The sequence below is a fragment of the Stagnihabitans sp. genome (assembly GCF_964946895.1).
The window spans coordinates 205,854-230,573 of record NZ_CBBQHX010000001.1 but is presented as its reverse complement, the minus strand read 5'-3'; the positions used below and the strand labels follow the sequence as shown (position 1 = coordinate 230,573).

Sequence of the window (24,720 nt, the reverse complement as noted above, 5' to 3'; positions counted from 1 at the left end):
TTTCAGAATGCTGTGGCGCCTGCATCCCCGGGCCCTGACCGGCTTCGTGCTGGCCGCTGCCGTGACGCTGTTCTTTGCGGTGCGCTTTGTGTCTTCGGTCCTGTACTGGCACGATCCGGCCCATATCCATGAACCAGTGCAATCGTGGATGACGATTGGCTATGTCGCCAAATCCTGGGGCCTGCATGCCCCGGATATCGACGCCGCGGCAGGCCTGCCGCCGCCCCAGAAGGGCCACCCCTTCACCATCCGCGAGATTGCCCGCCAGCGCGGTGTGGCCGAGGCGGACATCCTGAGGCTGGTGCAAGACACCGTGGCCAAGCTGGAAGCGCAGGCGGCCCCGCCATGACCGACTGGATCCTTGCCCTTGTGCCGACCTATGGCCTTTGGCTGCTGGCGGCTGTCACCTTCACCTCTTGCCTTGCGCTGCCGGTGCCCTGCTCGGTCCTGATGCTGACCGCCGGAGGGTTTGCCGCCGCGGGCGATCTTGTGCTGTGGCAGGTGATCGGATCGGCCCTCGCCGGGGCGGTGATCGGCGATCAAACCGGCTATCAGATTGGCGCCTGGGGCGGCCATCCCTTGCTGAAACGCCTCTCGGCCTCACCTGCCCGCGAAAAGCTGGTCCTGCGCGCCCTGAGCCAAATGGAGGCGCGTGGCGCCCTTGGCATCTTCTTCACCCGCTGGCTGTTCACACCGGTCGGCCCCTGGGCCAACTTCACGGCCGGGGCCATGGCCTATTCCTGGATCAGCTTCACGATCTGGGGTGTGCTGGGCGAGGCCGTCTGGGTCGGCCTTTACTGCGGCTTGGGCTATGGATTCGCCGGCAACATCCAGGCGGCCAGCGAAATGGCCGGATCAGTCCTCGGCATCATCGCAGGGGCGGCGGCCATGCTGGGGTTTGGCTGGTGGCTGGTGGCCAGCCTCAGGCAAGAGAAGGGGGCAGCGTAACCCACGCTGCGGCGCGTCAGGTGACCGGGCATTGCCAGCAACGGTCCGAGGGTCCGGTGTCAGGATGCGTCAGAGGATGCAGGCCACCAACGCCTTGCAGTGCCTCACGGCGCGCGAGCCCGGACGCATTGCGGGGCCGCGTCACATCCTAACGAAACCCTAACGAAAATCTAAAAATCATTCTATATCAATACTTTAGGAACGATTGCACGCGTGCAATCCCCACCCTGTCACGCCTCCAAAGCCTTGCCCAAGCGCCAAAGCTGCGCCTTCTTCAGGAAGGCCCGCAGCGGCACGGGCTTGCCCGACATCTCCTCGGCCTTGGCGTGGACCGTGTCAACCACCGCCCGAACCTCGGCCGGGTTCCGCGACCAAAGTTCCCACAGGAACCCATCCGGATCGCGCCGCTCGATGCCCTCATCGGCCAGAACGTGACGCGGGAAATCGACCGCGTTGAAGGTCACGATGGCGTCGGCATGGCCCGCGATGGCCACCGCCAGAACATGCACGTCATTGGGGTCGGGCAAGGCCAGCCGCGCCTCGATATTGGGCTGCTCGCGGACGGAGGCCCGCGGGAAGGCCGCACGGGCGAGGGCCGCGTCGCCCTCGGCCAGGGCCTGCGCCACCGGGCCCAGCTTGGCGGTGGCCAGCACCCATTCGCGCAGGATCCGGTCAGACCATTGCGGTTCATAAAGCCCGCGCGCCGCGACGCCCAACAGAAGTTCGCGCAGCACGGTAGGGTATAAAACGCAGGCGTCCAGAACCGCCCGCATCTAGTCCAGCCGGAAGAACAAGGACTTCAGGTAAGCGCTTTCGGCCAGCACCGGCAGCATCGGATGGTCCGGCCCTGCAAATCCGGTGTAGATCAACTGCCCCTTGCGCCCGCCGCGCCCGATGCCGCGCGCGCAGGCATTGCGGAAGGCGGTCAGATCGGCGGCATGGCTGCAGGAACACAGCACAATGTAGCCGCCCGGCGCGACCAAGGCCGAGGCGAGCTTGGCCACCCGCTCATAAGCCCGCAACCCCGCCTCCAAGGCGTTCTTGTTGGGGGCAAAGGCCGGAGGGTCGCAGACCACCATGTCAAACCGCGCGCCTTCGGCGCCCAAAGCCTCCAGCACGTCAAAGGCATCGCCTTGCCGGGTCGCAAAGCCCGCGAACCCCGAAGCCTCGGCCCCCTTCGCCGCCAGCGCCAGGGCCGGAGCCGAGGCATCAACCGCCAGGGCGCTGACCGCCCCGCCTGCCAAAGCCGCCAAGGCAAAGCCGCCGACATGGCTGAACACGTCCAGCACCTTGGCGCCTTTTGCCAAGCGCTTGGCGAAAGCATGGTTCGGACGTTGGTCAAAGAACAGGCCGGTTTTCTGCCCGCCTTCCAGATCGGCGAAATAGGTCGCGCCGTTCATCGGCACCGCAATCGGCCCTGCCAAAGCGCCCGCCATCAAGACGGTCTCTTCCTTCAGCCCCTCTAGCCCCCGCGCCCGGCCCGTGCCATTCTTGATGACGGTGGAAACGCCGGTGACCTGCTTCAAGGCCGCCTCCAGCGCGTCGATATGCGCCTCGGCCCAGGCGGCGTTGGGCTGGATCACCGCCGCGTCACCGAAGCGGTCGATGATGACGCCGGGCAGGCCATCCGCCTCGGCATGGATCAACCGGTAATGGGGCGTGTCATGCAGACGTTCGCGCAGGGCAAGCGCCGTCGTCAGCTTGGCGGCAAACCACGCCACATCAATCTGCGCCGTCACATCACGGTCCAGCATCCGTGCGATGATCTTGGACTTGGTGTTGACCGTGACAAGACCAATCTGCCGACGGTCACCATCCTCCAGCACCGCCAGCGCCCCCGGCGCCAGCGACGAGGTGCGCCGGTCGGTCACCAGTTCATCCGCGTAGACCCACGGAAAGCCCAAACGGACGGCTCTGGCCTCCGCCTTGGGACGCAGGCGAACGACAGGACGGCCATGGGGGGCCGAGGCTTGGGCGGGCTCGTGATCGAGGTCATTGGGGCTCATGGTCCCCCCTTTACGGCCTTCCGCCCCGTCTGGAAAGCCCCGCCACCGCCAAAGCCTGCTGACAGACCCGTCCCGCCGCATCATTCCGTTGCACAATTCCTGCCATCAGGCCAAACTCATCCAAGCTGTGCGGGGTTGTTAGCGCTAACGGACTTTGCTATTCTGCCTGCACCCAAGTTCTTCGAGGATTCCATGGCCCTGCACCCTACCATCGCCCGTGTGACCGACCGCATCCGCGAACGCTCGCAGCACTCGCGGGGACTGTATCTGGACCGGATGGCGCAGGCCGTCGCCAAGGGACCGGTCCGCGCCCATCTGTCGTGCGGCAATCAGGCCCATGCCTATGCGGCGATGACGCAGGACAAGGCCGCCTTGGCCGAGGGGCGCGCCCCCAATATCGGCATCGTCACCGCCTACAACGACATGCTCTCGGCCCACCAACCCTATGAACATTACCCCGAACTGATCCGCACCACCGCCCGCCGCGTCGGCGCCACGGCCCAAGTCGCCGGCGGCGTCCCGGCCATGTGCGACGGTGTAACTCAAGGCCAGCCGGGGATGGAGATGTCGCTCTTCTCCCGCGACGTCATCGCCATGGCCGCAGGCATCGCGCTGAGCCACAACACCTTCGACGCTGCCATGTACCTTGGTGTCTGCGACAAGATCGTGCCCGGCCTGATCATCGCCGCCGCCACCTTCGGTCATATCCCGGCGGTCTTCGTCCCGGCAGGCCCGATGTCCACAGGCCTGCCGAATGAGGAAAAATCCCGCGTCCGCAACGCCTTCGCCAATGGCGAGGTCGGCCGTGACGCCCTGATGGCCGCCGAGATGGCCAGCTACCACGGCATCGGCACCTGCACCTTCTACGGCACCGCCAACACCAACCAGATGCTGATGGAGTTCATGGGCCTGCACCTGCCCGGCTCGTCCTTCGTCAACCCCGGCACGCCGCTCCGCGAAGCGCTCACCATCGCCGCCGTCGAACGCGCCAGCGCCATCACCGCCCTTGGCAACGACTTCCGCCCGGCGGGCGAGATCCTCGACGAACGCGCCTATGTCAACGGCATCGTCGGCCTGATGGCGACGGGCGGCTCCACCAACCTCGTCCTGCACCTGCCCGCCATGGCCCGCGCCTCGGGCGTGCTCCTGGACCTGCACGACTTCGACGACCTCTCTGCGGCCGTGCCCCTGATGGCGAAAGTCTATCCCAACGGGATGGCCGACGTGAATGCCTTCCACGCCGCCGGGGGCCTCGGCTTCCTGATGCGCGAGTTGATGGATGCAGGCCTGCTGCATGAAGATGCCAAGACCGTGATGGGCGACGGCCTCGCCGCCTACCGCCGCGAACCCAAACTGCACATGGGCCGCCTGATCTGGCAAGACGGCGCCAAGGAAACCCTGAACGACAAGATCGTCCGCCCGGTCACGGCCCCCTTCGCCGCCACCGGCGGCCTGAAACAACTGAGCGGGAACCTCGGCCGTGGCGTGATCAAGGTCAGCGCGGTAGCGCCCGAGCGTCATATCATCGAAGCTCCCGTCCGCATCTTCCACGACCAGAACGACGTGAAAACCGCCTTCAAGGCCGGGGCGTTCACCACCGACACCATCGTCGTCGTCCGTTTCCAGGGCCCGCAAGCCAATGGGATGCCGGAACTGCACTCGCTGACCCCGACACTCTCGATCCTGCAGGAACGCGGCCTGAAGGTGGCATTGGTCACCGACGGCCGCATGTCCGGCGCTTCGGGCAAAGTTCCCGCCGCCATCCACGTCTCTCCCGAGGCGGCGGCCGGCGGGCCGATCGCGAAACTGCGCGACGGCGACGTGGTCCGCCTCGACGCCGTGGCCGGCACCCTCACCGTGCTCGCCGCCGACTTCGACGCCCGCCCCCTGGCCACCGCCGACCTCTCCCACAACGCCTGGGGCCTTGGCCGCGAGCTTTTCGCCGCCTTCCGCGCGCAAGTCGGCCCCTCGACCGAAGGCGCCTCCAGCCTGTACTGACCCAGGGGGTAGGCTAACGCCCCCGATTTGCTCCTTGCCAAATACTCCCGCCGGAGGCGCTTCGCCTCCCCCAGCGCCCCGCCTGACAGGACTAGACCATGACCCCCGCCGAACAATCCCGCCTTGCCGCCGAAATCTGCCGCCTCGCCCCGGTCGTCCCGGTGATCGTGGTCGACGACCTCGCCCATGCCGCCAATCTGGCTAAGGCCCTCGTCGCCGGAGGCCTGCCCGCGCTGGAGGTGACTCTCCGCACCCCGGTCGCCCTGGACGCGATCCGCGCCATGGCCGAGGTCGAAGGCGGCGTCGTGGGTGCAGGCACGCTCTTGACGCCTGCCGACGTCAAGGCCGCCAAGGCCGCCGGCGCCAAGTTCGGCGTCTCGCCGGGTGCCACCGAACGTCTGCTCGATGCCTGCGCCGAATATGATCTGCCGCTGTTGCCCGGCGCCGCCACCGCCTCCGAGATCATGGCGCTGCTGGAGAAGGGCTACACGGTCCAGAAATTCTTCCCCGCCGAGCAGGCCGGCGGTGCGGCCTACCTCAAGTCGATCGGCTCGCCGATTCCGCAGGTCAAGTTCTGCCCGACCGGCGGCATCAGCCTGAAGAACGCGCGCGATTATCTGGGGCTGTCCAACATCCTCTGCGTCGGCGGCAGCTGGGTCGCGCCGAAAGAGGCCTTGGCCAAAGGCGATTGGGCCACCATCACGGCTTTGGCCGCTGAAGCCAAGGCGCTCCGGGCGTGAAACCCATAGGATTGCACGCGTGCAATCATGGACAAGCCTATGAAAACGATAGGCTTTCGAAATTCCGTTAACCATTTGTTAGGCCGGACGAAGCGATTTATCGCGAGCCCGGCCGGGTCGGGACGAAATCCCCTGCGGCGGCCCCCATGCCAAAACGCACCGCCAAAACGCACCGCCAAAACGCACCCCGGCCCGCGAAACCCGGCCGCCGGGCGACGCGATTTATCGCGAGCCCGGCCGGGGCGGGACGCGGTCAGATCGCTGCGGCCCGTTCGGTCTTCTTCACCCAGGCGCCGCCCTCGTCGCTCCAGTATTGCGCGGCAAGGCCCCAGCCGGTGAAGGTCGTCCAGCGTTGGCGGGCCAGCGCCACCGCCTCGGGGTCGGCGCCGTCGAAGAAGATCCAGACCCGCTCCAGCCCCATCACCTCGTCGCGACCGGCGTCCGCTCCTGCCAGAAGCATCAGGCCCTTGGCACCATTGGCGATGGGGCCCTGCCCCAGCAGCACCGGCTGATCGGCGTCATGGTCTGAGCCCGCCAGTCCATGCGCCAGAAAACCGTCTTCCGGCCCCAGCCACAGCTTGGCGTCCAGATGGTCCAGCAGCCCCGGGTCTGGCGCGCGGATCATCACGCGCCAGCCCGCACCCAGGGCGCGCGCGACGGTGGTCATCACCGTCTCGTCCAGACCCGAGGAGATCAGGTGGTAGAAGACCGCCGTGGCGGGCACGCCGTCAGCCCTCGTACTTGTCAGCGATCAGGCGGTTCAGCGCCAGAACGCCCCAGCCGGTCGCACCTTTCGGCGCCGTGGGCGTTTCGGATTTCAGCAATGTCACGCCAGCGATGTCCAGATGGACCCAAGGCATGTCATCCTTGACGAAACGCTTGAGGAAATGCGCCGCGATCGTCGCCCCGCCCTCCCGCCCGCCGACGTTCATCATGTCGGCCAGCCGCGATTTCAGCTTGTCGTCATGGCCCTGCGCCATCGGCATCCGCCACGCACCTTCACCTTCCGCCCCCGCCGCCTTCAGGAAGGCGCCGCACAGGTCGTCGTTGTTGGAGAAGACTCCGGCGTGTTCGGCCCCCAGCGCCACCATGATTGCGCCGGTCAGGGTGGCAAGGTTGATGATCCCCTTGGGTCTGAAGGTCTGCTGGGTGTACCACAGCACATCGGCCAGCACCAAGCGCCCCTCGGCATCGGTGTTGATCACCTCGACCGTGTCGCCCTTCATCGAGGTCACGATGTCACCCGGGCGCTGGGCGCGACCGTCGGGCATGTTCTCGACCAGACCGACCAGACCCACGACATTGGCCTTGGCCCCGCGCAGGGCGAGGGTTTTCATGACGCCGGCCACGACACCCGCGCCGCCCATGTCCATCGTCATCTCTTCCATGCCGCCCGCCGGCTTGATGGAAATCCCGCCGGTGTCAAAGCAGACCCCCTTGCCGACCAGCGCAAAGGGCGCTTCGCCCTCGACCCCGCCATTCCAGCGCATCACCACCATCTTGGTCGGGCATTCCGAGCCGATGCCGACGCCCAGAAGAAGGCGCATGCCCAGACGTTCCAGTTCGTCTTCCTCGATCACCTCGACATGCACGCCAAGGTCGCGCAGGCCAGTCAGGCGGTGGGCGAATTCGATCGTGGTCAGGACGTTGGCCGGTTCGTTCACCAGATCGCGGGTGAAGAAGATGCCCTGCGCCAGGGCCGTGGCCGAGGTGAGGGCGGCCGTCGCCGCCTCGACCTCCGAGACCATCAGCGTCACGGCGCCGCGCGGCGTCTTCTCGCCGGATTTGTAGATGTCAAAGTCATAGGCGCGCAGCAGCAGGCCCAAGAACAGATCGGCCTGACGCGGGTGGTTTTCCACCAGCACCAGCGTGTCGGCCTTGCCCCTTGCGATGGCACCGCCCGCCTTGCGCGCGGTGGCGACATCGGCCTTGCGCGGCAGGCGCAGGACCTGAACCGTTTCGGCGGCAAGGCCTGCGGGCCAGGTCAGATCAAGGGACTCGCCGGGTTTCACCTTGCCCCAGGCCTCTGACGCCATCAGCCGCGTCACGGCGCCCTTGGTCAGCCGGTCGACCCGGCGCGCGGCGGTGCCGCTGGGGGCGGTGCCATCGACGATCAGGGTCAGGCGTCCGGCGCGGGTCGCCAGCGTTTCCGCGTCAAAAGCCAGAAGTTCGGGGGAAAGGACGTCGGTCATGCAAAGCTCCGCCTATGGGTCTGCCACGCAAGTGGCTGGGATATGCCGCAAGCTAGCCCCGAGGGGGCCGAATGGCCAGATAGGAGTTTTACCCCGCCCGGCTTTCGGTTTAGGGTCGCCCAAGGCATAAGGCTGCGGGCCAAAGGGACAGAGGACGGAATTTGCCACGGATCGACCGCTATATTCTGTCGCAACTTCTCGGCTTGTTCGGGTTCTTCGCGCTGGTTCTGGTGGGGGTCTACTGGATCAACAAGGCGGTGGGGCTGTTTGACCAGCTGATCGGCGATGGCCAATCGGCGCTGGTGTTTCTGGAATTCTCGCTTCTGACGCTGCCGTCGGTGATCAAGCTGGTGCTGCCGGTGGCGGCCTTCATCGCCACGGTTTATGGCACCAACCGGATGATGACGGAAAGCGAGCTTGTGGTGATGCAGGCCACCGGCTTTTCGGCCTTCCGGCTGGCGCGACCGGTGTTCTACTTCGGTCTGATCGTCGCAGGGATGATGCTGATGATGGCGCATGTGCTGGTGCCGGCCAGCCGCGCCACGCTGGTGTCGGCCCGCGCCGCCATGTCGGAAAACATCACGGCGCGCTATCTGAACGAGGGGCAGTTCAGCCATCCCTCGCCGGATGTCACGCTGTATATCCGCGAGATTTCGCCGCAGGGCGAGCTTTTGGACCTGTTTCTGGCCGATGAACGCGACCCGACCGAGCACACCACCTACACCGCCCGCAAGGCGCTGTTCGTGCGCGGCGATGCGGGGCCCAAGCTGATCATGTTCGACGGCATGGCGCAGGTGCTGGATATGGCCGGCCACAAGCTTTCGGTGACGCGGTTTGCCGATTTCACCTTTGACATCGGGGCCTTGCTGACGGCATCGGTCCGCCCCAACCGCACCTCGGGCGAGTTGTCGACGGCGGAGCTGTTGTGGCCGACGCCGGCCTTGGTCACCGAGACCGGCGAAACCGCCAACGCGCTGCGCTTTGACGGTCACAGCCGCTTTGCCGAGCCGTTGCTGGCGGTGTCGGTGGCGCTGGTGGGGTTCGCTTCGCTTCTGGTCGGTGGGTTCAGCCGGTTCGGGCTGTGGCGGCAGATCGTGATGGCGATCTGCCTTCTGGTGCTGGTGCAGGGGCTTTCCACCTCGGCCAATGCGCTGGGTGGCAAATCGGCGCAGGGCTGGGTGCTGGCCTATGTCGCGCCGGTCTTCGGGCTGCTGCTGGCTTGGGGGCTTTTGTGGTGGGCGGGCAAGCCGCGGTCTGTTGCGAAGGGTGCGCCGGCATGATCTTGAACCTTTACATCGCGCGGCGCTTCTTGTGGCTGTTCCTGCGGGTCTTCGCGGGGTTTTTTGCCCTGATGCTGATGATCGACCTGATCGACGAGATGCGCAAGTTCGCCACCCCCGGCCTGACCCTGTCCGAGGCGTTCCAACTGTCCTTGATGAACGTTCCCGCCACGCTGTACCGCATCTTGCCGCTGATCCTGATTCTGTCGGCGATCGGGCTGTTTCTGGGACTGGCGCGGTCATCCGAACTGGTGGTTGTCCGCTCTTCGGGCCGGTCGGGCCTGTCGTTCCTGATGGCGCCGGTCGTGACGGCCTTTGTCGTCGGCCTGTTCTCGGTCGCGGTGCTGGACCCTTTGGTGGCCGCCACCTCGCGCCGGTATGACATCCTGTCGGCGGGCCATGCCCGGGGCGGGTCGGTTCTGTCGGTGTCGGACAGCGGGCTTTGGCTGCGGCAGGGCAATGATCAGGGCCAGACCGTGATCGAAGCGGCACGGGCCAATCTGGACGGCACTGTGCTGTTCACCGCAAGTTTCCTGACCTTCGCCCCCGACGGCTCGCCTCAGCAGCGGATCGAAGCGGAAAAGGCCACGCTGATCCCGGGGTTCTGGCAGCTGTCCAACGCGAAGGCCTGGCCGCTGACGGCGGACAACCCCGAGCGGGCCATGCAGCCCCTGGCCGAGGGGGCGACGATTGCCACCGACCTGACCCGCGACCGCATCCATGACAGCTTCGGCACACCCAGTGCGATCAGCTTCTGGAACCTGCCAAACTATATACAAAGCCTTGAAAAGGCAGGATTTTCAGCCAGAAGCCATCAGGTCTGGTTCCAGATGGAGCTGGCCCTGCCGCTGCTGTTGGCCGCCATGGTCCTGATTGCGGCAGGCTTCACCATGCGCCATGCGCGGATGGCCAAGACCGGCACTTTGGTCCTGTTCGCCCTGCTGTCGGGCTTTGCCGTCTTCTTTCTGCGCAACTTCGGGCAGGTGTTGGGCGAGAATGGCCAGATCCCGGTCCTTATGGCCGCATGGACTCCGCCCCTTGCAGCGGCCATGCTGGCACTGGGATTCTTGCTGCATCTGGAGGATGGTTGATGCGCGGGCTGCTGCTGGCACTTCTGATGGTGCTGCCCTTTGCGGCGGCAGCGCAGGATCGCGCCACGCTGGTGGCCGACAGCGTCACGCTGCAATCGCAATCGGTGCTGGAGGCCAAGGGCCATGTCGAGGTCTTTTTCAAGGGCCAGCACCTGACCGCCAGCGCCATCACCTATGACCAGTCGGCCAATCACCTGTCGATCACCGGGCCGATCCATATCGACGATGGCAAGGGCGGGGTGTTTCTGGCCGATCAGGCAGAACTGTCGGCGGATCTGACCGAGGGGTTGCTGACCTCGGCCCGGATCGTACTGGACCAGAAGCTGCAACTGGCGGCGGGGCAAGTGCTGCGCACCGATGGCGGCAGGCTTACGGCGATGCGGCAGGTCGTGGCGTCGTCCTGCACGATCTGTCAGGGCAACACCACGCCCCTGTGGGAGATCCGGGCGCGCGAGGTTGTGCATGACGCGCTGGCCCAGCAAATCTGGTTTTCCGACGCCACGCTGCGGTTTGCCGGGGTGCCGGTGCTGTTTTTGCCCGTGCTGCGCGTGCCCGATCCGACGTTGAACCGCGCCACCGGGTTCTTGATGCCCAAGATGCGCACCACGACGGCCTTGGGCACCGGACTGAAACTGCCCTATTTCATCGTGATGGGCCCCAGCCGTGACCTGCTGTTGACGCCCTATGTCAGCACCGGCGGCGATCACACGCTGGACCTGCGCTACCGTCAGGCGTTTCAGACCGGGACGCTGGTGGTGTCGGGGGCGGTGACGCAAGACCACATCAAATCCGACCGCGCCCGCGGCTATCTGGAGGCGACCGGCGCCTTTGATCTTGGCCAAGGCTATACCCTGTCGCTGCATGGCATCGCGGTCAGCGACAAATCCTATCTTCTGGACTACGGCATCTCGGACGCCGACCGGCTGGACAGCACGGTGGCGGTGACACGGGTGCAGCGCAACCTGTACTTCTCGGCCGAGGCGATTGGCCTGCGCTCGCTGCGGGCGGGGGACAACAGCGCGATCCAGCCCAGTTTTCTGACCGATTTTACCTTTCACCGCCGCTTCCTGCCCGCCCTTCTGGGCGGCGAGGGCGAATTCGTGGCGCAGACCAACAGCCATTTCCGCCCCTCGACCTCGCTGCTGGACAGCAATGGCGATGGCATTCCCGATGGCCGCGACATGAGCCGGGTGACCTTCAAGGGCACTTGGCGGCGGAACTGGACCCTGACCAACGGGATCGAGATTTCCACCGGCGCCGATGCCGAGGCGGATTTCTACGCGATCCGGCAGGATGGCCTGTACAACGGCTATCCCTATCGCGGTACCGCCGTGACAGGGGTCGAACTGCGCTGGCCCTGGGTCAAGGCCGGGGCCAACGGCACCAGCCAGCTGATCGAACCGGTGGTGCAGGTGGTGGCCGCCCCCAAACCCGACAGCCGGATCCCGAACGAGGATTCCACGCTGGTCGAGTTCGATGAAAGCAACCTGTTCGCGCTGGACCGCTACCCCGGCTCTGACGCCTTCGAGGGCGGCACGCGGGTCAATCTGGGCGTCAACTATCTGCGCACGGCGGCGCAGGGCTGGACGCTGGGCATGACCGCCGGACGGGTGATGCGCTTTGCCGATCTGGGGCAGTTCGACGCCGCCTCGGGTCTTGCGGGGCGCAGTTCAGACTGGATGGTCTCGGGCTCGCTGGCCGATGGCAAGGGGCTCAGCGTGACCAGCCGCGTGGTGGCGGGCGACAACCTGTCGCTGACCAAGGGCGAGATGCGCTTTGACCTGACCCGGCCGACCTACGCCCTTTCAGGCGGCTATGAATACCTCAAGGCTGCGCCGACCGAGAACCGTCTGGACCCGGTGCGCGAGATCGTGATGGACGCCAGCTATGACCTGACGCGCAACTGGCGCGGGCAACTGACCAACCGCTATGATCTGGCGGCCCATGCCATGGCACAGGCCGGGCTTAAGCTGAACTTCCAGAATGAATGCCTGTCCTTCGATCTTTCCGTCTCGCGCAGATACACGTCGTCGGCTAGTGTGAAACCGAGCACGGATTTCGGCCTGTCGGTCGAGCTGCTGGGCTTCGGCGGCAGTTCCCGGACGGGGACGCAGCAGGTCTGCCGCGGGTGACGGAACGGGAAAGCGGATGATGCGGATTGCAAAGCGGGTTACGGGTCTGGTGCTGGCCGTGGGTCTTGGCCTTGGCGGGGCGGGTCTGACAACGGGGGCCTGGGCGCAGGCCGATCTTTTCACACCGGCCGTGATGGTCAACGGGCTGGTGATCACCCGGTTCGAGGTGCAGCAGCGCGCGGCCTTCCTCAAGGTGGTGAACCAGGGCGGCGACGTCGAAAAGGCGGCGGTGGACGGGCTGATCGCCGATCGTCTGGAAGCGGATGCCGCCAAGGCGCTGGGGGCTGCGGTCACCGAAGCCGATGTCAGTGCCGGGATGGACGAATTCGCCGCAAGGGGCAATCTGACGACCGATGCCTTCCTGAAGGTGCTGGCCGACAACGGCGTGCAGCCGCAGACCTTCCGCGATTTCGTCAAGGCTGGCGCGTTGTGGCGGGCGGCGCTGCGGGCCAAATACGCCGGGCGCATCCGGGTGTCGGACGCCGAGGTGGACCGCGCCATTGCGCTGGGGGCGGCCTCGGGCGGAACGCTGCGGGTGCTGTTGTCTGAAATCGTGATGCTGGATGACGGCAAGACCGACCTTGCCACCTCGGCCGCGCGCATCAAGGAAAAGGTCAAGTCCGAAGCCGATTTCGGGATGGAGGCCAAACTCTACTCCAAAGTCGCCACGGCGGCGGGCGGTGGGGCTTTGGGCTGGATCGACGTCTCGGCGCTGCCGCCCGAGGTGGCCGGGGCCGTGACCAAGCTGAAACCCGGCGAGATGACGCCGCCGATCCCGCAAAAGGGCTCGTTGACACTGTATTTCCTGCGCGACGAAAGTCAGGGGCCCGGGCCGGCCAAGGGTGCGCCGCAGGTCGACTACGCGCTGTTTCAGCCGGGAGCCGGAGCGGATCTGGCCAAGGCCAAGGCCAGCCTGACCGGTTGCGACCAGTTGAACGTCGCGGCGCGCGGCCTGCCCGTTGCCGCCCTGCAGCGCCAGACGGTGGCCGAGGCGGCCCTGCCCGCCGGCCTGCGGGCGGCGATGGCGGGGCTGGATGCCGGCGAATCCACGGTGGTGACCGCGGACAATGGCCAACCCGCGCTGGTGATGCTGTGCGCCCGCACCCCGCAGTCGCAGGTGACGCCGTCGCGCGATGACGTGACGACCGACCTTTTGAACCACAAGCTGGGACTTCTGGCGCAGGCCTATCTGGAAGAGCTGCGCAGCCAGGCGATCATCGTCACCCAATGACCCTCGCGCCGATCGCACTGACCTGTGGTGAGCCTGCGGGCATTGGTGCCGAGATTGCGGTGGCCGCCCGCGCCGCGCTGCCCGGGTTGGACTTCTTCTGGCTGGGCGATCCAAGGCATTTGCCCAAAGGCGCAGCCTTTGCCGAAATCGCGTCCCCGGCAGAAGCGGCCCGGGTGCCGCCGGATCGGCTGCCGGTGCTGCGCCATGCGTTTGCAGGCCGGGCCATCCCTGGCGTGCCGGACCCTGCCAACGCGCAGGGCGTGATCGACGTCATCGCCCGCGCCGTGGCCTTGGTGCAGGGCGGGCAGGCCTCGGCCATCTGTACGCTGCCCATTCACAAGAAGGCGCTGAAGGATGGCGCGGGCTTCGCCTTTCCCGGCCATACCGAATATCTGGCCCATCTGGCCGGCGACGTGCCGGTGGTGATGATGCTGGCCTCGGAAACCCTGCGCGTGGTGCCCGCGACGATCCACATCGCCCTGTCAGAGGTGCCGCAGGCCCTGACCCCGGCCCTGCTGGAACAGGTGATCCGCCTGACCGCCGCTGGCTTGCAGCGCGACTTCGGCATCGCACGACCGCGACTGGCCATCGCCGGCCTCAACCCTCATGCCGGGGAAGGCGGGGCGATGGGGCGCGAAGAGATCACCATGATCGCCCCCCTGCTTGACCGTCTGCGGGCCGAGGGGTTTGATCTGCGCGGGCCGATGTCCGCCGACACGATGTTCCACGCCCGCGCCCGGGCAGGCTATGACGCGGCGGTCTGCATGTACCACGATCAGGCGCTGATCCCGATCAAGACGCTGGATTTTGACGGCGGGGTCAATGTGACCCTCGGCCTGCCCTTCATCCGCACCTCGCCCGACCACGGCACCGGGTTTGACATTGCGGGGCAGGATTTGGCGCGACCTGACAGCACGGTGGCGGCGCTGCGGATGGCGGCAAGAATGGCTGCGGCGCGTCGGGCATCGGCCTAAAGAGCGGGGGTTTCACACCCCCGCACCCCCGTGGGATATTTGGGAACAAATGAAGGGGGGCGCGGGGGGTCAGCTTGCGGGCTGGATCAGATCCCAACGGTTGCCGAACGGGTCGCGCCAGACGGCGACGGTGCCGTAGGGCTCATGGCGCGGGACCTCCTCGAAGATGCCACCGGCGGCGGTGATCCTGGCGGCATCGGCGGCGAAATCGGCAGATTGCAGGAACAGCCACACCCGACCGCCGGCCGGATGGGCGAGGGCGGCACATTGCGCCTCGCCCTCGGCACGGGCAAGGACGAGGCGGATGTTGTCACCCGGTGGCGCCACCGTGACCCAGCGTTTGCGGCCCTGCGGGATATCCTCGGTCAAGGTGAAGCCCAAGCCATCGCAGAAGAAGGCGATGGCGGGGTCATAGTCGGGGACAAGGACGGTGAAGGCGGCCAGTTTCACGGGGTGCGCGCTTCGGGCAAGGCGATGCGGGCGACCTGTTCGGCGATGGGCTCTACCGACAAGGGATGCAGTTCGGCCCGGTGGTTGGCCGGGTCACCGATGGCAACCCATTGCCCGCCCTTGTAAATCTCCAGTCCCGAGAATTTCGCCTTGTAGCCCATCTTGCGCGATCCCGGCACCCAGTAGCCAAGGTAGACGAAGGGCAGACCCGCCTCTCGGGCGATCTCGATATGGTCAAGGATGGCAAAGGTGCCCAAGGACAGGTGCTGCAGATCGGGGTCGTAGAAGGAATAGACCATCGACAGACCATCGTCGAAGACATCGGTCAGACTGACGCAGGCCAAGGGGCGGCCACGCTCTCCGGGGCCGGCGGGCCTTGTGTATTCGATGACGCGGGACTTGATCGGCGTCTCCTCGATCATCGCGGCGAATTCGAAGACGTCCATGTCAGCCATGCCGCCATCGGCGTGGCGTTCGTCCAGATAGCGGCGGAACAGGGTGAACTGGTCTTCGGTCGCCCAAGGCGAGGTGGCGTTGCGGCGCAGGTGGGCCGTGGCCTTCATCACCCGGCGTTGCGTGCGCGAGGGGACAAAATCCGCCACGCGAATTCGGGCGGACAGGCAGGCAGAACATTCCGCACAGGAGGGCCGGTAAAGCACGTTCTGCGACCGGCGGAAGCCCTGCTTGGACAGCGAGTCATTCAGGCGCTGCGCATGTTCGCCCTGCAGGGCGGTGAACAGCTTCCGCTCGAACCGCCCGTCGAGATAGGGGCAGGGTTGCGGCGCCGTCACATAGAACTGCGGCGCGATGGGAAGCGTATGGCGCATGGCGGCCTTTGACTGAGAACAGACCGTGAGGTTAGCAAGGCCCGAGGCGGACGCCAAGGGCCTTGTTACATCAGCCAAAGGCGCTGAGGTTGACCAGCCGCGAGCCCAGCACGATATCGGACAGCCCCTGATGCGCCCGCGTGAAGGCCATCAGCGCGACCGAGATCATCTGCGGGAAGACGAAGGCAACCGAGAGCGTGTAAAACAGCGTGTGCAGGAATGCCGTCAGGCCATCCAGCCGCTGGCCCTGCGCGTCCCGCAAGGTCAGGCCCATGATCCGCATGCCCAAGGTGCCCGAGGCGCGGGCCAGCCCCAGCCAGCGGTACAGGAAGCTGACCGCCAGATAGAGGCCGCCCAGAAAGAACAGCGCCAGAAACCCGGTCAGCGGGATCATCAGCGCGGTGATCATGGCGATGATCACGGTGTCGATGCCCCAGGCGATCAGGCGGCGCGGGGCCACCTCGGCATAAAGCAGATCCTCGGGGATCACATGAAGCGTATAGGGGCGGGCAGCGTACATCTTGGGGTCCCTTTGGGAATCCGGTGTTGCGATATGCGGCCCCGGACCCGGGGCCGCAGAAGGTCGTTTGGGTCAGACTTCGGTGACGTCAGACTTCGGAGCCTGCGCCGCCTTGGCGCGGTCTTCCATGAAGGCGTCGAACTCGGTCTTGTCCTTGGCGTCACGCAGGCGCTGCAGGAAGGCCTGGAAAGCGTCCTGCTCTTCGCTCAGGCGGCGCAGGGTTTCTTCCTTGTAGGCGTCGAAGGCCGAGTTGCCCGAGGAGCGGAAGCTGCCCCCACGGTCGCCCCAGCGGCCGGCGCGGTCGCCCCAGGCGCCCATCTTGTCGCCCCACTGGCTGCCAAAGCGGTGGCCGCAGTTGTGACGGGCTTGGTCGCGGCCTTCGCCGCAGGAACGGTTGAACATGCGTTTGCTCCAGATCATATAGGCCAGAAGGGCGAGGCCCACGGGCCAGACAAAGACGAAACCAAGGACCATCGCGGCGATCCAGGCCGGGCGACCACGGGCGTCCAGCCAGGCCTCGACGTTGCGCGCCATGGTGAAGATGCCGCCCGGTCCGCGAAAGGCAGGTTGGGTTTGGGGCTGGCTGTACATGAGGCGTCTCTCTCCCTTTGGGGTTGCGGTTGAATGTGAAGGCTTTTCACATGGACCCAAGATGGCCCTGCCGCTTGTGCCGTTCAAGATGTGATGTAACGGATATTTACATTAAGCCAAATTCCGCCGATCTGGCCGCAAGCGCCCTGCCCTGCCCGATGAATTTACCGAAACTTGCGTCAGAGTACGACGTATCGCAAGAATAGTTCAAAAAATCCCGCCCCTGCGACATTTTTCGTGTCGATTTGCGGTTGACGCCCCCGGCTGCCAAACATAGTGTCCCGTTCGACGTGAAAATCGGGATAACGAGGCGGGACATGGTTCTCTCTCTTGTATGGGTAAGGTGGCGCATGGGCCGGTGACGGCAACCCTGACAGGTGACCATGCGCCCCCAGGACCTCCCGGGGGCTTTTTGTTGAGCGAAGGATATGACGATGCGGCAGATGACCGGGGCTAGAATGGTGGTGCAGGCGCTCAAGGATCAGGGCGTCGAGGTGGTCTTTGGCTACCCCGGTGGCGCCGTGCTGCCGATCTATGACGAGATTTTCCAGCAGAACGACATCAAGCACATTCTGGTGCGCCACGAACAGGGTGCCGTCCACATGGCCGAAGGCTATGCGCGGTCCACCGGCAAGCCGGGCGTGGCGCTGGTGACCTCGGGTCCGGGCGCGACCAACGCGGTCACCGGGCTTACGGATGCGCTGATGGATTCCATCCCGATCATCGTGCTGTCGGGTCAGGTGCCCACGTTCATGATCGGCACCGATGGCTTCCAAGAGGCCGATACGGTGGGCATCACCCGGCCCTGCACCAAGATGAACTGGCTGGTCAAAGACACCGCCAAGCTGGCCGAGACCATCCATCAGGCCTTCCACGTCGCCACCCACGGCCGCCCCGGCCCGGTGCTGATCGACATTCCGAAGGACGTGCAGTTCGCCACAGCGCAATACACGCCGCGCGAAGAGTCCAAGGTCTCGCACTATCAACCGCGCGTGCGTGGGGATGAGGATCAGATCGCCAAGCTGGTCGACCTGATGGAAACCGCCGAACGCCCGGTCTTCTATACCGGCGGCGGCGTGATCAACTCGGGCCGCACCGCATCAACCTTGCTGCGCGATCTGGTGGCCGAGACGGATTTCCCGATCACCTCGACCCTGATGGGGCTTGGATCCTATCCGGCGTCGGGCAAGAACTGGCTGGGCATGTTGGGGATGCACGGGCTTTATGAAGCCAACCTCGCGATGCACGGCTGCGATCTGATGATCAACATCGGCGCGCGGTTTGACGACCGCATCACCGGGCGGATCAAGGACTTCAGCCCGCATTCCAAGAAGGTCCATATCGACATCGACCCCTCTTCGATCAACAAGGTCGTGCGGGTTGACGTGGGCATCGTCGGCGATGTGACGCTGGTCTTGGAAGAGGTCCTGCGCCAATGGCGCGCCCGTGGCTCGAAGACCAACCGCACCGCGCTGCCGAAGTGGTGGGCACAGATCAATGAATGGCGGGCGGTCAAGTGCCTGACCTACAAGGGCTCGACCAAGACGATCAAGCCGCAATACGCGCTGGAGCGTCTGGAAGCGCTGACCAAGGGCATGGACCGCTACATCACCACCGAAGTCGGCCAGCACCAGATGTGGGCCGCGCAGTTCCTTGGCTTTGAGGATCCGCACCGCTGGATGACCTCGGGTGGCCTTGGCACCATGGGCTATGGCCTGCCCGCCTCGATCGGCGTGCAGATCGCGCACCCGGACTCGTTGGTGATCAACGTGGCCGGTGAGGCAAGCTGGCTGATGAACATGCAGGAAATGGGCACGGCGATGCAGTTCCGCGCGCCCGTCAAGCAATTCATCCTGAACAACGAACGCCTTGGCATGGTCCGCCAGTGGCAGGAATTGCTGCACGGCGAGCGGTATTCCAGCAGCTGGTCCGAATCCCTGCCCGATTTCGTGAAACTGGCTGAGGCGTTTGGCTGCAAAGGCATCAGCATCGACGACCCCGCCGATCTGGACGAGGCGATCCGCGAGATGCTGGCCTATCCGGGCCCGGTGATCTTCGACTGCCGGGTGGAAAAGCACGAAAACTGCTTCCCGATGATCCCGTCAGGCAAGCCGCACAACGAGATGCTGCTGGGCGATGCCGACACGCAAGGGGTGATCGGCTCCAAGGGCGCGGTGCTGGTTTGAACTGGCGGAGCGGGGGGCTCGTCCCCCCGCACCCCCGTGGGATATTTATGAACAAATGAAAGGGGCGAAGAGATGAACGCTCTCAATATCAAGAAGGGCTCCAACAGCCATTCGGCTTACGAGTTGCGCGACCCGAACGGCGATCTGATCGAAAGCCATACCCTGACCGCCGTGGTCGCCAACGAGGCCGGGGTTCTGGCGCGGGTGATCGGGTTGTTTTCGGGGCGCGGCTATAACATCGACAGCCTGACCGTGGCGGAAGTTGACCATGAAGGCCATCTGAGCCGGATCACCGTGGTGACCAGCGGCACGCCGCCGGTGATCGCGCAGATCAAGGCGCAGCTGGAACGGCTGGTTCCCGTGCATGAAGTGCATGACCTGACGGCCGAAGGCCCCTCGGTTCAGCGCGAGCTGGCCTTGATCAAGGTGGCGGGCAAGGGCGAGGCGCGGATCGAGGCGCTGCGTCTGGCGGAAATCTTCCGTGCCAATGTGGTGGACAGCACGCTGGAAAGCTTTGTCTTCGAAATGACCGGCACACCGGAAAAGATCGACGCCTTCGCCGACCTGATGCGCCCCCTGGGCTTGCGCGAAATGGCCCGGACCGGCGTGGCCGCCCTGTCCCGCGGCGCGTAACCCTTTCACACGGTAGAAATATCCACGGGGGTGCAGGGGGGCCGTGGCTCCCCTGCGTCTGTTTGGGGTTCTCCAAGGGGGCCAAAGGCCCCTTGGATCAGGGGGTGCGGGGGGCGGAAGCCACCCGCCTACTCCTGCAGCAGGTCCGCCAGCCGGGCCTTGTCCTGATCCGTCAGCCCGGCCGCCTCGGGGGCTGCCGCCCTGCGACGGGTGACGATGAAGGCCAGCACCGCCCCTGCCAGCAAGGCGGCGGGCCCTGCCAGCCACAGGATCAGGTTGGCGCCCTTGGTCGTGGGGTTCAGCAGCACGAACTCGCCATAGCGGGCGACGATGTAATCCACCGCCTGGGCATCGGTGTCGCCTGCCGTCAGGCGCTGCCGCAGCAGAACCCGCAGGTCATGGGCCAGATCGGCATCGGAATCGTCGATGCTTTCGTTGCGGCAGACCAGACAGCGCAGGCCTTGGGACAATTCGCGCGCCCGCGCCTCAAGTGCGGGATCGGGCAGCATTTCATCCGGGCGCACCGCGAAAGCGGGCGAGGCCAGCAGGACAAAGGCCAGGGGCAGAAGGAGACGTTTCATTCCGCAGGCACCCCCAGCGCCTGCCGTCTGGCGCCGGCGGCCACGCGGTAGCGGCGGTCGGTCAGCGACAAGACGCCGCCCAGGGCCATCATCAGGCCGCCCAGCCACAACCAGTCGGCAAAGGGCTTCAGATAGGACCGCACCGCATAGCCGCCGCCGTCCTGCGGATCGCCCACCACCAGATAGATGTCGCCAAACACGCCGGGGCGGATCGCCGCCTCGGTCGTGGCCATGGCCTGCACCGGATAGGTGCGCTTGGCCGGATGCATCACGGCCACCTCCACCCCGCCCTTGGTCACCACCATGTCGGCGACGCGCGCGGTGTAGTTCGGGCCCGGCTCGTCATGCACGCCGGTCAGCTGCACCTGATACGGGCCAAGCGCATAGCTTTCGCCGGCCTTCAGCACCCGGATATCCTCGACCGCCCAAGAGGTCAGTGCGACAATCCCGAAGATCGTCACCCCCATGCCGCCATGGGCCACGGCCTTGCCCCAGTCGGCCCGCGGCAGACGGGTCAGGCGACCCAGACGGCTGGCGAAATCACCCCGCCCGCAGCGCTGCCAAAGGTCGACCGCCGCCCCCGCAACCAGCCAGACCGCCAGTGCCACGCCCATCGGTCCAAGGGGCGAGCGCCCCGAAGTCAGCGCATAGGCCAGCAGCGCCGCCGCCACCGCCAGCGCCAGCGCGCCGGCAAAGGGACGCATCGCCCGGCCCAACTCGGCCCGCTTCCACGGCAGAACCGCACCAATCGGCAGGATCAGGGCAAGACCGATCATGAACGGCATGAAAGCCGCATTGAAGAAGGGCGCGCCAACCGAAACCGCCCTGCCCCACAGGATCTCGGCGATCAGCGGCCAGATCGTGCCGATGAAGACCACAAAGCACGACACCGTCAGCAGAAGGTTGTTCAGCACCAGCCCGGTTTCCCGGCTGACCATGGCAAAGACGCCCTTGGAGTCAAGGCTGCCCGCCCGGGCGGCGAACAGGGTCAGCGCGCCCCCGACAAACACCGCAAGGATGCCCAGCACAAACATCCCCCGCGTCGGGTCGCTGGCAAAGGCATGGACCGAGGTGATCACCCCCGACCGCACGATGAAGGTGCCGATCAGCGAAAAACCAAAGGCCAGAATGGCCAACAGGATCGTCCAGGCCTTCAGGCTTTCGCGCTTTTCCACCACGATGGCGGAGTGCAGCAGGGCGGTGGCGATCAGCCACGGCATGAAGCTGGCATTCTCCACCGGGTCCCAGAACCAGAAGCCGCCCCAGCCCAGCTCATAATAGGCCCAAAGACTGCCCATCGTGATGCCGATGGTCAGGAACAGCCAGGCCACCAGCGTCCAGGGCCGCACCCAGCGGCCCCAGGCGGCATCGACCCGGCCCTCGATCAGGGCGGCGACGGCGAAGGCGAAGGCCATGCTAAGGCCGACATAGCCGAAATACAGGAACGGCGGGTGGAAGGCCAACCCCGGGTCCTGCAGCAAGGGGTTCATGTCATGGCCGTTCATCGGCGGATAGGCCAGTCGCAGGAACGGGTTCGAGGTCCACAGCATGAAGGCCAGAAAGGCCACCGCCACCGCGCCCTGCACCGCCAGCACCCGCGCTTTCAGCCGCACCGGCAACTGCCCGCCAAACCAATGCGCAGTCGCCCCATAGAAGCTCAGCGCCAGTACCCAAAGCAGCAAGGACCCCTCATGGTTGCCCCAGACCCCGGCCACCTTGTAGAGCATCGGCTTTAACGTATGCGAATTCTCCACCACCAGGCGCAGGCTGAAATCGTCGGTGACAAAGGCATAGGTCAGGGCGCCGAAGCTGACGGCGACCAGCAGGAACTGCGCCGTGGCCGCCGGGCCCGCCACCGCCATCAGCACGGCATCGTTGCGCTGCGCCCCCACCAGCGGCAAGACCATCTGCAGGCAGGCAACAACAAAGGCAAGGATCAGGGCGAAATGTCCAAGCTCGACGATCATGGGCGGGTCCTTTCGGGCATCGGCGCATCGGTCCGTTTGACGCGACCATAGTGAGTTTTAGCGCCCGATCCAATGGGGGGAAGACCGGATGCGGCGCCGCGCCGCGTGAAGTGATGAACCGGGTTGGCAAATCGCCTGGTCCGCGCCCCGGTTTGCAGCACTTTGCCCATGGACGGGCGTGGCCAGAGCCCGGATATATGCCGCGACAGATGGAGGATGACATGGCCAGAACCACCCTGATCGGCGCGCCGATTGATGCCGGACAAAGACGGGCCGGCTGCGTGATGGGGCCGATGGCCTACCGCGTCGCGGGTCTGGGGGCGGCGATTGCCGAACTGGGCCACACGGTAGAGGATTGGGGCGACCTGACCCTGCCCGACCTGCGCCCGGCCACCTGCGCCAACCCCGTGGTGCATTCCCTGCCTGAAATCCTCGGCTGGACCGCGGTTCTGGCCGAAGCCGTCGCCAAAGCGTTGGCGCTAGGCGCTTTGCCCATGGTGCTGGGCGGCGATCACGCGCTGGCGCTGGGATCGGTCGCGGGGGCTGCGGCCCATGCCAAAGCGGTGGACCGCCCGCTGTTCCTGCTGTGGCTTGACGCCCATTCCGATTTTCACACGCCCCTGACCACTACCTCGGGCAACCTGCACGGCACCCCCGTGGCCTATATCGCCGGCCGCTCGGGGTTCGACGCCTTCCCGCCCTTCCCCGGCGTGATCCCGGCCGAGCGGATCTGCCTTTACGGCATCCGCTCGGTCGACCCTGCCGAACATGCCGCGCTTCTGACCCATGACATCGCCATCAACGACATGCGCGTGCTGGATGAACGCGGCATCGTGGCCCCCTTGCGCGAATTCCTTGCGGCGGTTCAGGCCGCGGGCGGCATGCTGCATGTCTCGCTCGATGTCGATTTCCTCGACCCCGCCATCGCCCCGGCAGTGGGGACGACCGTTCCCGGCGGGACAACCTTTCGCGAGGCGCATCTGGTGATGGAGCTTTTGCACGAATCTGGCCTGGTGACGTCGCTGGATCTGGTGGAACTGAACCCTTTCCTGGACGAACGCGGCAAGACGGCCAAGCTGATGGTCGACCTGGTGGGCAGCCTGATGGGCCGCAAGGTCTTTGACCGCCCGACCCGCAGCTTCTGAAGCCCAAGCGGGTCCGGGCCGAAGCCCGGCCCCGCCGCTCGGCGGACCCGAGACGGCGGGGGACTGCCGTCCCCCGCACCCCCAGCTTCGGGAGGGTTTTCCACCCTCCCGAACCCCTCCCGAGGATATTTGGGCCAAGGTGAATGGCGAAGAAAGACTGAGGGTTTTCCCCGGGCAGGTTCCGCACTACAGTCATTGCATGACCGCACCGCTGATCGACCCCTTCGCCCGCGCCATCTCGTACCTGCGCGTCTCCGTCACGGACCGCTGCGATTTCCGCTGCGCCTATTGCATGACGGAACACATGACCTTCCTGCCCAAGGCGGAACTGCTGTCGCTGGAAGAACTGGAGCGGCTGTGTTCCACCTTCATCCGCATGGGCGTGGAAAAGTTGCGGATCACGGGGGGGGAGCCTTTGGTGAGGAAGGGGATCATGTCCTTCTTCGAAGCGATGGGGCAGAAGCTGGGCCATGGCTTGAAGGAACTGACCGTCACCACCAACGGCTCGCAGCTGCGCAAATATGCGGCGGATCTGGCGGCCTGCGGCGTCAAGCGCATCAACGTCTCGGTCGACACTTTGGACGATGCGAAGTTTGCCGAGATCACCCGGTGGGGGCGGCTCTCTCAGGTGCTGGACGGGATTGCGGCGGCCAGGGAAGCGGGCCTGCGCGTCAAGATCAACGCCGTGGCGCTGAAGGGCTTCAACGAGGATGAACTTTTCACCCTCACCGACTGGTGCGCCCGCGATGGCCACGACCTGACCTTCATCGAGGTCATGCCGATGGGCGACATGGGCACCGTCGAACGCGCAGACCAGTACTGGGCGCTCTCCGACCTGCGCGCCCGTCTGGCCGAGCGGTTCACCATCACCGACCTCGCCGAGAAAACCGGCGGCCCCGCCCGCTATCTGCGGCTGGAAGAGACCGGCCAGAAGATCGGCCTGATCACCCCCCTGACCCACAACTTCTGCGAAAGCTGCAACCGCGTGCGGATCACCTGCACGGGGGAGTTGTACATGTGCCTCGGCCAAGAGGACATGGCGGATTTGCGCGCGCCGTTGCGGGCGAGTGCGTCGGATGCCCCGCTGGAGGCGGCAATCCGGGCGGCAATTTCAAGGAAGCCCAAGGGGCATGACTTCGATTACTCGCGGGCGAAGGTGGCCGGGCAGGTGTCGCGGCACATGAGCCATACGGGGGGATGAGGGTATTCTTCCACAAGGCATTGGCAC

Annotated in this window: 23 protein-coding genes; 13 read left to right on the top strand and 10 right to left on the bottom strand. The window is 65.7% G+C overall.

Annotated features, from left to right (window positions below; all coding sequences use genetic code 11):
- Positions 1 to 7 precede the first annotated feature (7 nt).
- Both AC1Y2B_RS01150 and AC1Y2B_RS01145 read left to right on the top strand, forming a co-directional pair.
- The gene (locus tag AC1Y2B_RS01150; RefSeq protein WP_482251199.1) at positions 8 to 349 is read left to right on the top strand and encodes a hypothetical protein; all 342 of its coding nucleotides are present in this window, start codon (positions 8 to 10) and stop codon (positions 347 to 349) included.
- Entirely contained in the window at positions 346 to 948 is a 603-nt protein-coding gene (locus AC1Y2B_RS01145; RefSeq protein ID WP_482251198.1) for a DedA family protein, read from the top strand. The genes AC1Y2B_RS01150 and AC1Y2B_RS01145 overlap by 4 nt, the downstream gene beginning before the upstream one ends.
- Before the next feature lie 230 nt (positions 949 to 1,178).
- On the opposite strand, the gene AC1Y2B_RS01140 is transcribed toward AC1Y2B_RS01145, so the two are convergent.
- Positions 1,179 to 1,721 carry an RSP_2648 family PIN domain-containing protein gene (locus AC1Y2B_RS01140; protein ID WP_482251197.1) on the bottom strand — a complete coding sequence of 181 codons (543 nt, stop codon included), beginning with the start codon at positions 1,719 to 1,721 and terminating at the stop codon, positions 1,179 to 1,181.
- A complete protein-coding gene (locus AC1Y2B_RS01135; protein WP_482251196.1) occupies positions 1,722 to 2,954 on the bottom strand; it encodes an RSP_2647 family RNA methyltransferase in 1,233 nt (410 codons plus the stop codon).
- Between the two features lie 192 nt (positions 2,955 to 3,146).
- Here AC1Y2B_RS01135 and edd point away from each other — a divergent pair, with 192 nt between their 5' ends.
- Together edd and eda are read left to right on the top strand one after the other, a co-directional pair.
- Positions 3,147 to 4,952, top strand: coding sequence for a phosphogluconate dehydratase (edd, locus tag AC1Y2B_RS01130; RefSeq protein ID WP_482251195.1), 1,806 nt, complete (start codon positions 3,147 to 3,149; stop codon positions 4,950 to 4,952).
- A 98-nt stretch (positions 4,953 to 5,050) separates the two neighbouring features.
- On the top strand, positions 5,051 to 5,692 hold the full coding sequence (gene eda, locus AC1Y2B_RS01125) for a bifunctional 4-hydroxy-2-oxoglutarate aldolase/2-dehydro-3-deoxy-phosphogluconate aldolase (RefSeq protein WP_482251194.1): 642 nt from the start codon (positions 5,051 to 5,053) through the stop codon (positions 5,690 to 5,692).
- Between the two features lie 253 nt (positions 5,693 to 5,945).
- Here eda and AC1Y2B_RS01120 read toward each other — a convergent pair whose 3' ends face one another.
- Positions 5,946 to 6,416, bottom strand: a complete 471-nt coding sequence (locus tag AC1Y2B_RS01120; RefSeq protein WP_482251193.1) for a DNA polymerase III subunit chi — start codon at positions 6,414 to 6,416, stop codon at positions 5,946 to 5,948.
- Between the two features lie 4 nt (positions 6,417 to 6,420).
- The gene (locus AC1Y2B_RS01115) at positions 6,421 to 7,884 is read right to left on the bottom strand and encodes a leucyl aminopeptidase (protein ID WP_482251192.1); all 1,464 of its coding nucleotides are present in this window, start codon (positions 7,882 to 7,884) and stop codon (positions 6,421 to 6,423) included.
- A 161-nt stretch (positions 7,885 to 8,045) separates the two neighbouring features.
- Between AC1Y2B_RS01115 and lptF the strand changes: the two genes are divergently transcribed.
- From lptF to pdxA, 5 genes are read left to right on the top strand one after another with little or no spacing between them, the layout of a single operon-like run.
- Entirely contained in the window at positions 8,046 to 9,164 is a 1,119-nt protein-coding gene (gene lptF / locus AC1Y2B_RS01110; RefSeq protein WP_482251191.1) for an LPS export ABC transporter permease LptF, read from the top strand.
- Positions 9,161 to 10,255 (top strand): LPS export ABC transporter permease LptG, encoded by a 1,095-nt coding sequence (gene lptG / locus AC1Y2B_RS01105; RefSeq protein WP_482251190.1) that lies wholly within the window; start codon positions 9,161 to 9,163, stop codon positions 10,253 to 10,255. The genes lptF and lptG overlap by 4 nt, the downstream gene beginning before the upstream one ends.
- The gene (locus AC1Y2B_RS01100) at positions 10,255 to 12,387 is read left to right on the top strand and encodes an LPS-assembly protein LptD (protein ID WP_482251189.1); all 2,133 of its coding nucleotides are present in this window, start codon (positions 10,255 to 10,257) and stop codon (positions 12,385 to 12,387) included. Before lptG ends, AC1Y2B_RS01100 begins: the two co-directional genes overlap by 1 nt.
- Before the next feature lie 16 nt (positions 12,388 to 12,403).
- Positions 12,404 to 13,618 carry a peptidylprolyl isomerase gene (locus AC1Y2B_RS01095; RefSeq protein ID WP_482251188.1) on the top strand — a complete coding sequence of 405 codons (1,215 nt, stop codon included), beginning with the start codon at positions 12,404 to 12,406 and terminating at the stop codon, positions 13,616 to 13,618.
- Positions 13,615 to 14,592, top strand: a complete 978-nt coding sequence (gene pdxA, locus AC1Y2B_RS01090; RefSeq protein ID WP_482251187.1) for a 4-hydroxythreonine-4-phosphate dehydrogenase PdxA — start codon at positions 13,615 to 13,617, stop codon at positions 14,590 to 14,592. Before AC1Y2B_RS01095 ends, pdxA begins: the two co-directional genes overlap by 4 nt.
- A gap of 69 nt (positions 14,593 to 14,661) precedes the next feature.
- On the opposite strand, the gene AC1Y2B_RS01085 is transcribed toward pdxA, so the two are convergent.
- The 4 genes from AC1Y2B_RS01085 to AC1Y2B_RS01070 all read right to left on the bottom strand — a co-directional run bounded on the left by AC1Y2B_RS01085 (position 14,662) and on the right by AC1Y2B_RS01070 (position 16,923).
- Positions 14,662 to 15,042, bottom strand: a complete 381-nt coding sequence (locus AC1Y2B_RS01085) for a VOC family protein (protein WP_482251186.1) — start codon at positions 15,040 to 15,042, stop codon at positions 14,662 to 14,664.
- The gene (locus AC1Y2B_RS01080) at positions 15,039 to 15,869 is read right to left on the bottom strand and encodes an arginyltransferase (protein ID WP_482251185.1); all 831 of its coding nucleotides are present in this window, start codon (positions 15,867 to 15,869) and stop codon (positions 15,039 to 15,041) included. The genes AC1Y2B_RS01085 and AC1Y2B_RS01080 overlap by 4 nt, the downstream gene beginning before the upstream one ends.
- Before the next feature lie 70 nt (positions 15,870 to 15,939).
- Positions 15,940 to 16,389, bottom strand: a complete 450-nt coding sequence (locus tag AC1Y2B_RS01075) for an RDD family protein (protein WP_482251184.1) — start codon at positions 16,387 to 16,389, stop codon at positions 15,940 to 15,942.
- Positions 16,390 to 16,461: 72 nt separating this feature from the next.
- Positions 16,462 to 16,923, bottom strand: coding sequence for a DUF2852 domain-containing protein (locus tag AC1Y2B_RS01070; protein WP_482251275.1), 462 nt, complete (start codon positions 16,921 to 16,923; stop codon positions 16,462 to 16,464).
- Between the two features lie 491 nt (positions 16,924 to 17,414).
- Here AC1Y2B_RS01070 and AC1Y2B_RS01065 point away from each other — a divergent pair, with 491 nt between their 5' ends.
- Entirely contained in the window at positions 17,415 to 19,166 is a 1,752-nt protein-coding gene (locus AC1Y2B_RS01065) for an acetolactate synthase 3 large subunit (protein WP_482251183.1), read from the top strand.
- Between the two features lie 72 nt (positions 19,167 to 19,238).
- Entirely contained in the window at positions 19,239 to 19,799 is a 561-nt protein-coding gene (gene ilvN, locus AC1Y2B_RS01060; RefSeq protein ID WP_482251182.1) for an acetolactate synthase small subunit, read from the top strand.
- A 128-nt stretch (positions 19,800 to 19,927) separates the two neighbouring features.
- On the opposite strand, the gene AC1Y2B_RS01055 is transcribed toward ilvN, so the two are convergent.
- A complete protein-coding gene (locus tag AC1Y2B_RS01055) occupies positions 19,928 to 20,380 on the bottom strand; it encodes a cytochrome c-type biogenesis protein (protein WP_482251181.1) in 453 nt (150 codons plus the stop codon).
- Positions 20,377 to 22,347, bottom strand: coding sequence for a heme lyase CcmF/NrfE family subunit (locus AC1Y2B_RS01050; RefSeq protein ID WP_482251180.1), 1,971 nt, complete (start codon positions 22,345 to 22,347; stop codon positions 20,377 to 20,379). The genes AC1Y2B_RS01055 and AC1Y2B_RS01050 overlap by 4 nt, the downstream gene beginning before the upstream one ends.
- 221 nt (positions 22,348 to 22,568) lie before the next feature.
- Between AC1Y2B_RS01050 and rocF the strand changes: the two genes are divergently transcribed.
- Positions 22,569 to 23,492, top strand: coding sequence for an arginase (gene rocF, locus AC1Y2B_RS01045; protein WP_482251179.1), 924 nt, complete (start codon positions 22,569 to 22,571; stop codon positions 23,490 to 23,492).
- 199 nt (positions 23,493 to 23,691) lie between these two features.
- Positions 23,692 to 24,693 carry a GTP 3',8-cyclase MoaA gene (gene moaA / locus AC1Y2B_RS01040; protein WP_482251178.1) on the top strand — a complete coding sequence of 334 codons (1,002 nt, stop codon included), beginning with the start codon at positions 23,692 to 23,694 and terminating at the stop codon, positions 24,691 to 24,693.
- Positions 24,694 to 24,720 lie beyond the last annotated feature (27 nt).

Coding starts and splice junctions, on each gene's coding strand:
- AC1Y2B_RS01150 (WP_482251199.1), top strand. CDS start 8: ATGCTGTGGCGCCTGCATCCCCGGGCCCTGACCGGCTTCGTGCTGGCC.
- AC1Y2B_RS01145 (WP_482251198.1), top strand. CDS start 346: ATGACCGACTGGATCCTTGCCCTTGTGCCGACCTATGGCCTTTGGCTG.
- AC1Y2B_RS01140 (WP_482251197.1), bottom strand. CDS start 1,721: ATGCGGGCGGTTCTGGACGCCTGCGTTTTATACCCTACCGTGCTGCGC.
- AC1Y2B_RS01135 (WP_482251196.1), bottom strand. CDS start 2,954: ATGAGCCCCAATGACCTCGATCACGAGCCCGCCCAAGCCTCGGCCCCC.
- edd (WP_482251195.1), top strand. CDS start 3,147: ATGGCCCTGCACCCTACCATCGCCCGTGTGACCGACCGCATCCGCGAA.
- eda (WP_482251194.1), top strand. CDS start 5,051: ATGACCCCCGCCGAACAATCCCGCCTTGCCGCCGAAATCTGCCGCCTC.
- AC1Y2B_RS01115 (WP_482251192.1), bottom strand. CDS start 7,884: ATGACCGACGTCCTTTCCCCCGAACTTCTGGCTTTTGACGCGGAAACG.
- lptG (WP_482251190.1), top strand. CDS start 9,161: ATGATCTTGAACCTTTACATCGCGCGGCGCTTCTTGTGGCTGTTCCTG.
- AC1Y2B_RS01100 (WP_482251189.1), top strand. CDS start 10,255: ATGCGCGGGCTGCTGCTGGCACTTCTGATGGTGCTGCCCTTTGCGGCG.
- AC1Y2B_RS01095 (WP_482251188.1), top strand. CDS start 12,404: ATGATGCGGATTGCAAAGCGGGTTACGGGTCTGGTGCTGGCCGTGGGT.
- pdxA (WP_482251187.1), top strand. CDS start 13,615: ATGACCCTCGCGCCGATCGCACTGACCTGTGGTGAGCCTGCGGGCATT.
- AC1Y2B_RS01080 (WP_482251185.1), bottom strand. CDS start 15,869: ATGCGCCATACGCTTCCCATCGCGCCGCAGTTCTATGTGACGGCGCCG.
- AC1Y2B_RS01075 (WP_482251184.1), bottom strand. CDS start 16,389: ATGTACGCTGCCCGCCCCTATACGCTTCATGTGATCCCCGAGGATCTG.
- AC1Y2B_RS01070 (WP_482251275.1), bottom strand. CDS start 16,923: ATGGCGCGCAACGTCGAGGCCTGGCTGGACGCCCGTGGTCGCCCGGCC.
- AC1Y2B_RS01065 (WP_482251183.1), top strand. CDS start 17,415: ATGCGGCAGATGACCGGGGCTAGAATGGTGGTGCAGGCGCTCAAGGAT.
- ilvN (WP_482251182.1), top strand. CDS start 19,239: ATGAACGCTCTCAATATCAAGAAGGGCTCCAACAGCCATTCGGCTTAC.
- AC1Y2B_RS01055 (WP_482251181.1), bottom strand. CDS start 20,380: ATGAAACGTCTCCTTCTGCCCCTGGCCTTTGTCCTGCTGGCCTCGCCC.
- AC1Y2B_RS01050 (WP_482251180.1), bottom strand. CDS start 22,347: ATGATCGTCGAGCTTGGACATTTCGCCCTGATCCTTGCCTTTGTTGTT.
- rocF (WP_482251179.1), top strand. CDS start 22,569: ATGGCCAGAACCACCCTGATCGGCGCGCCGATTGATGCCGGACAAAGA.
- moaA (WP_482251178.1), top strand. CDS start 23,692: ATGACCGCACCGCTGATCGACCCCTTCGCCCGCGCCATCTCGTACCTG.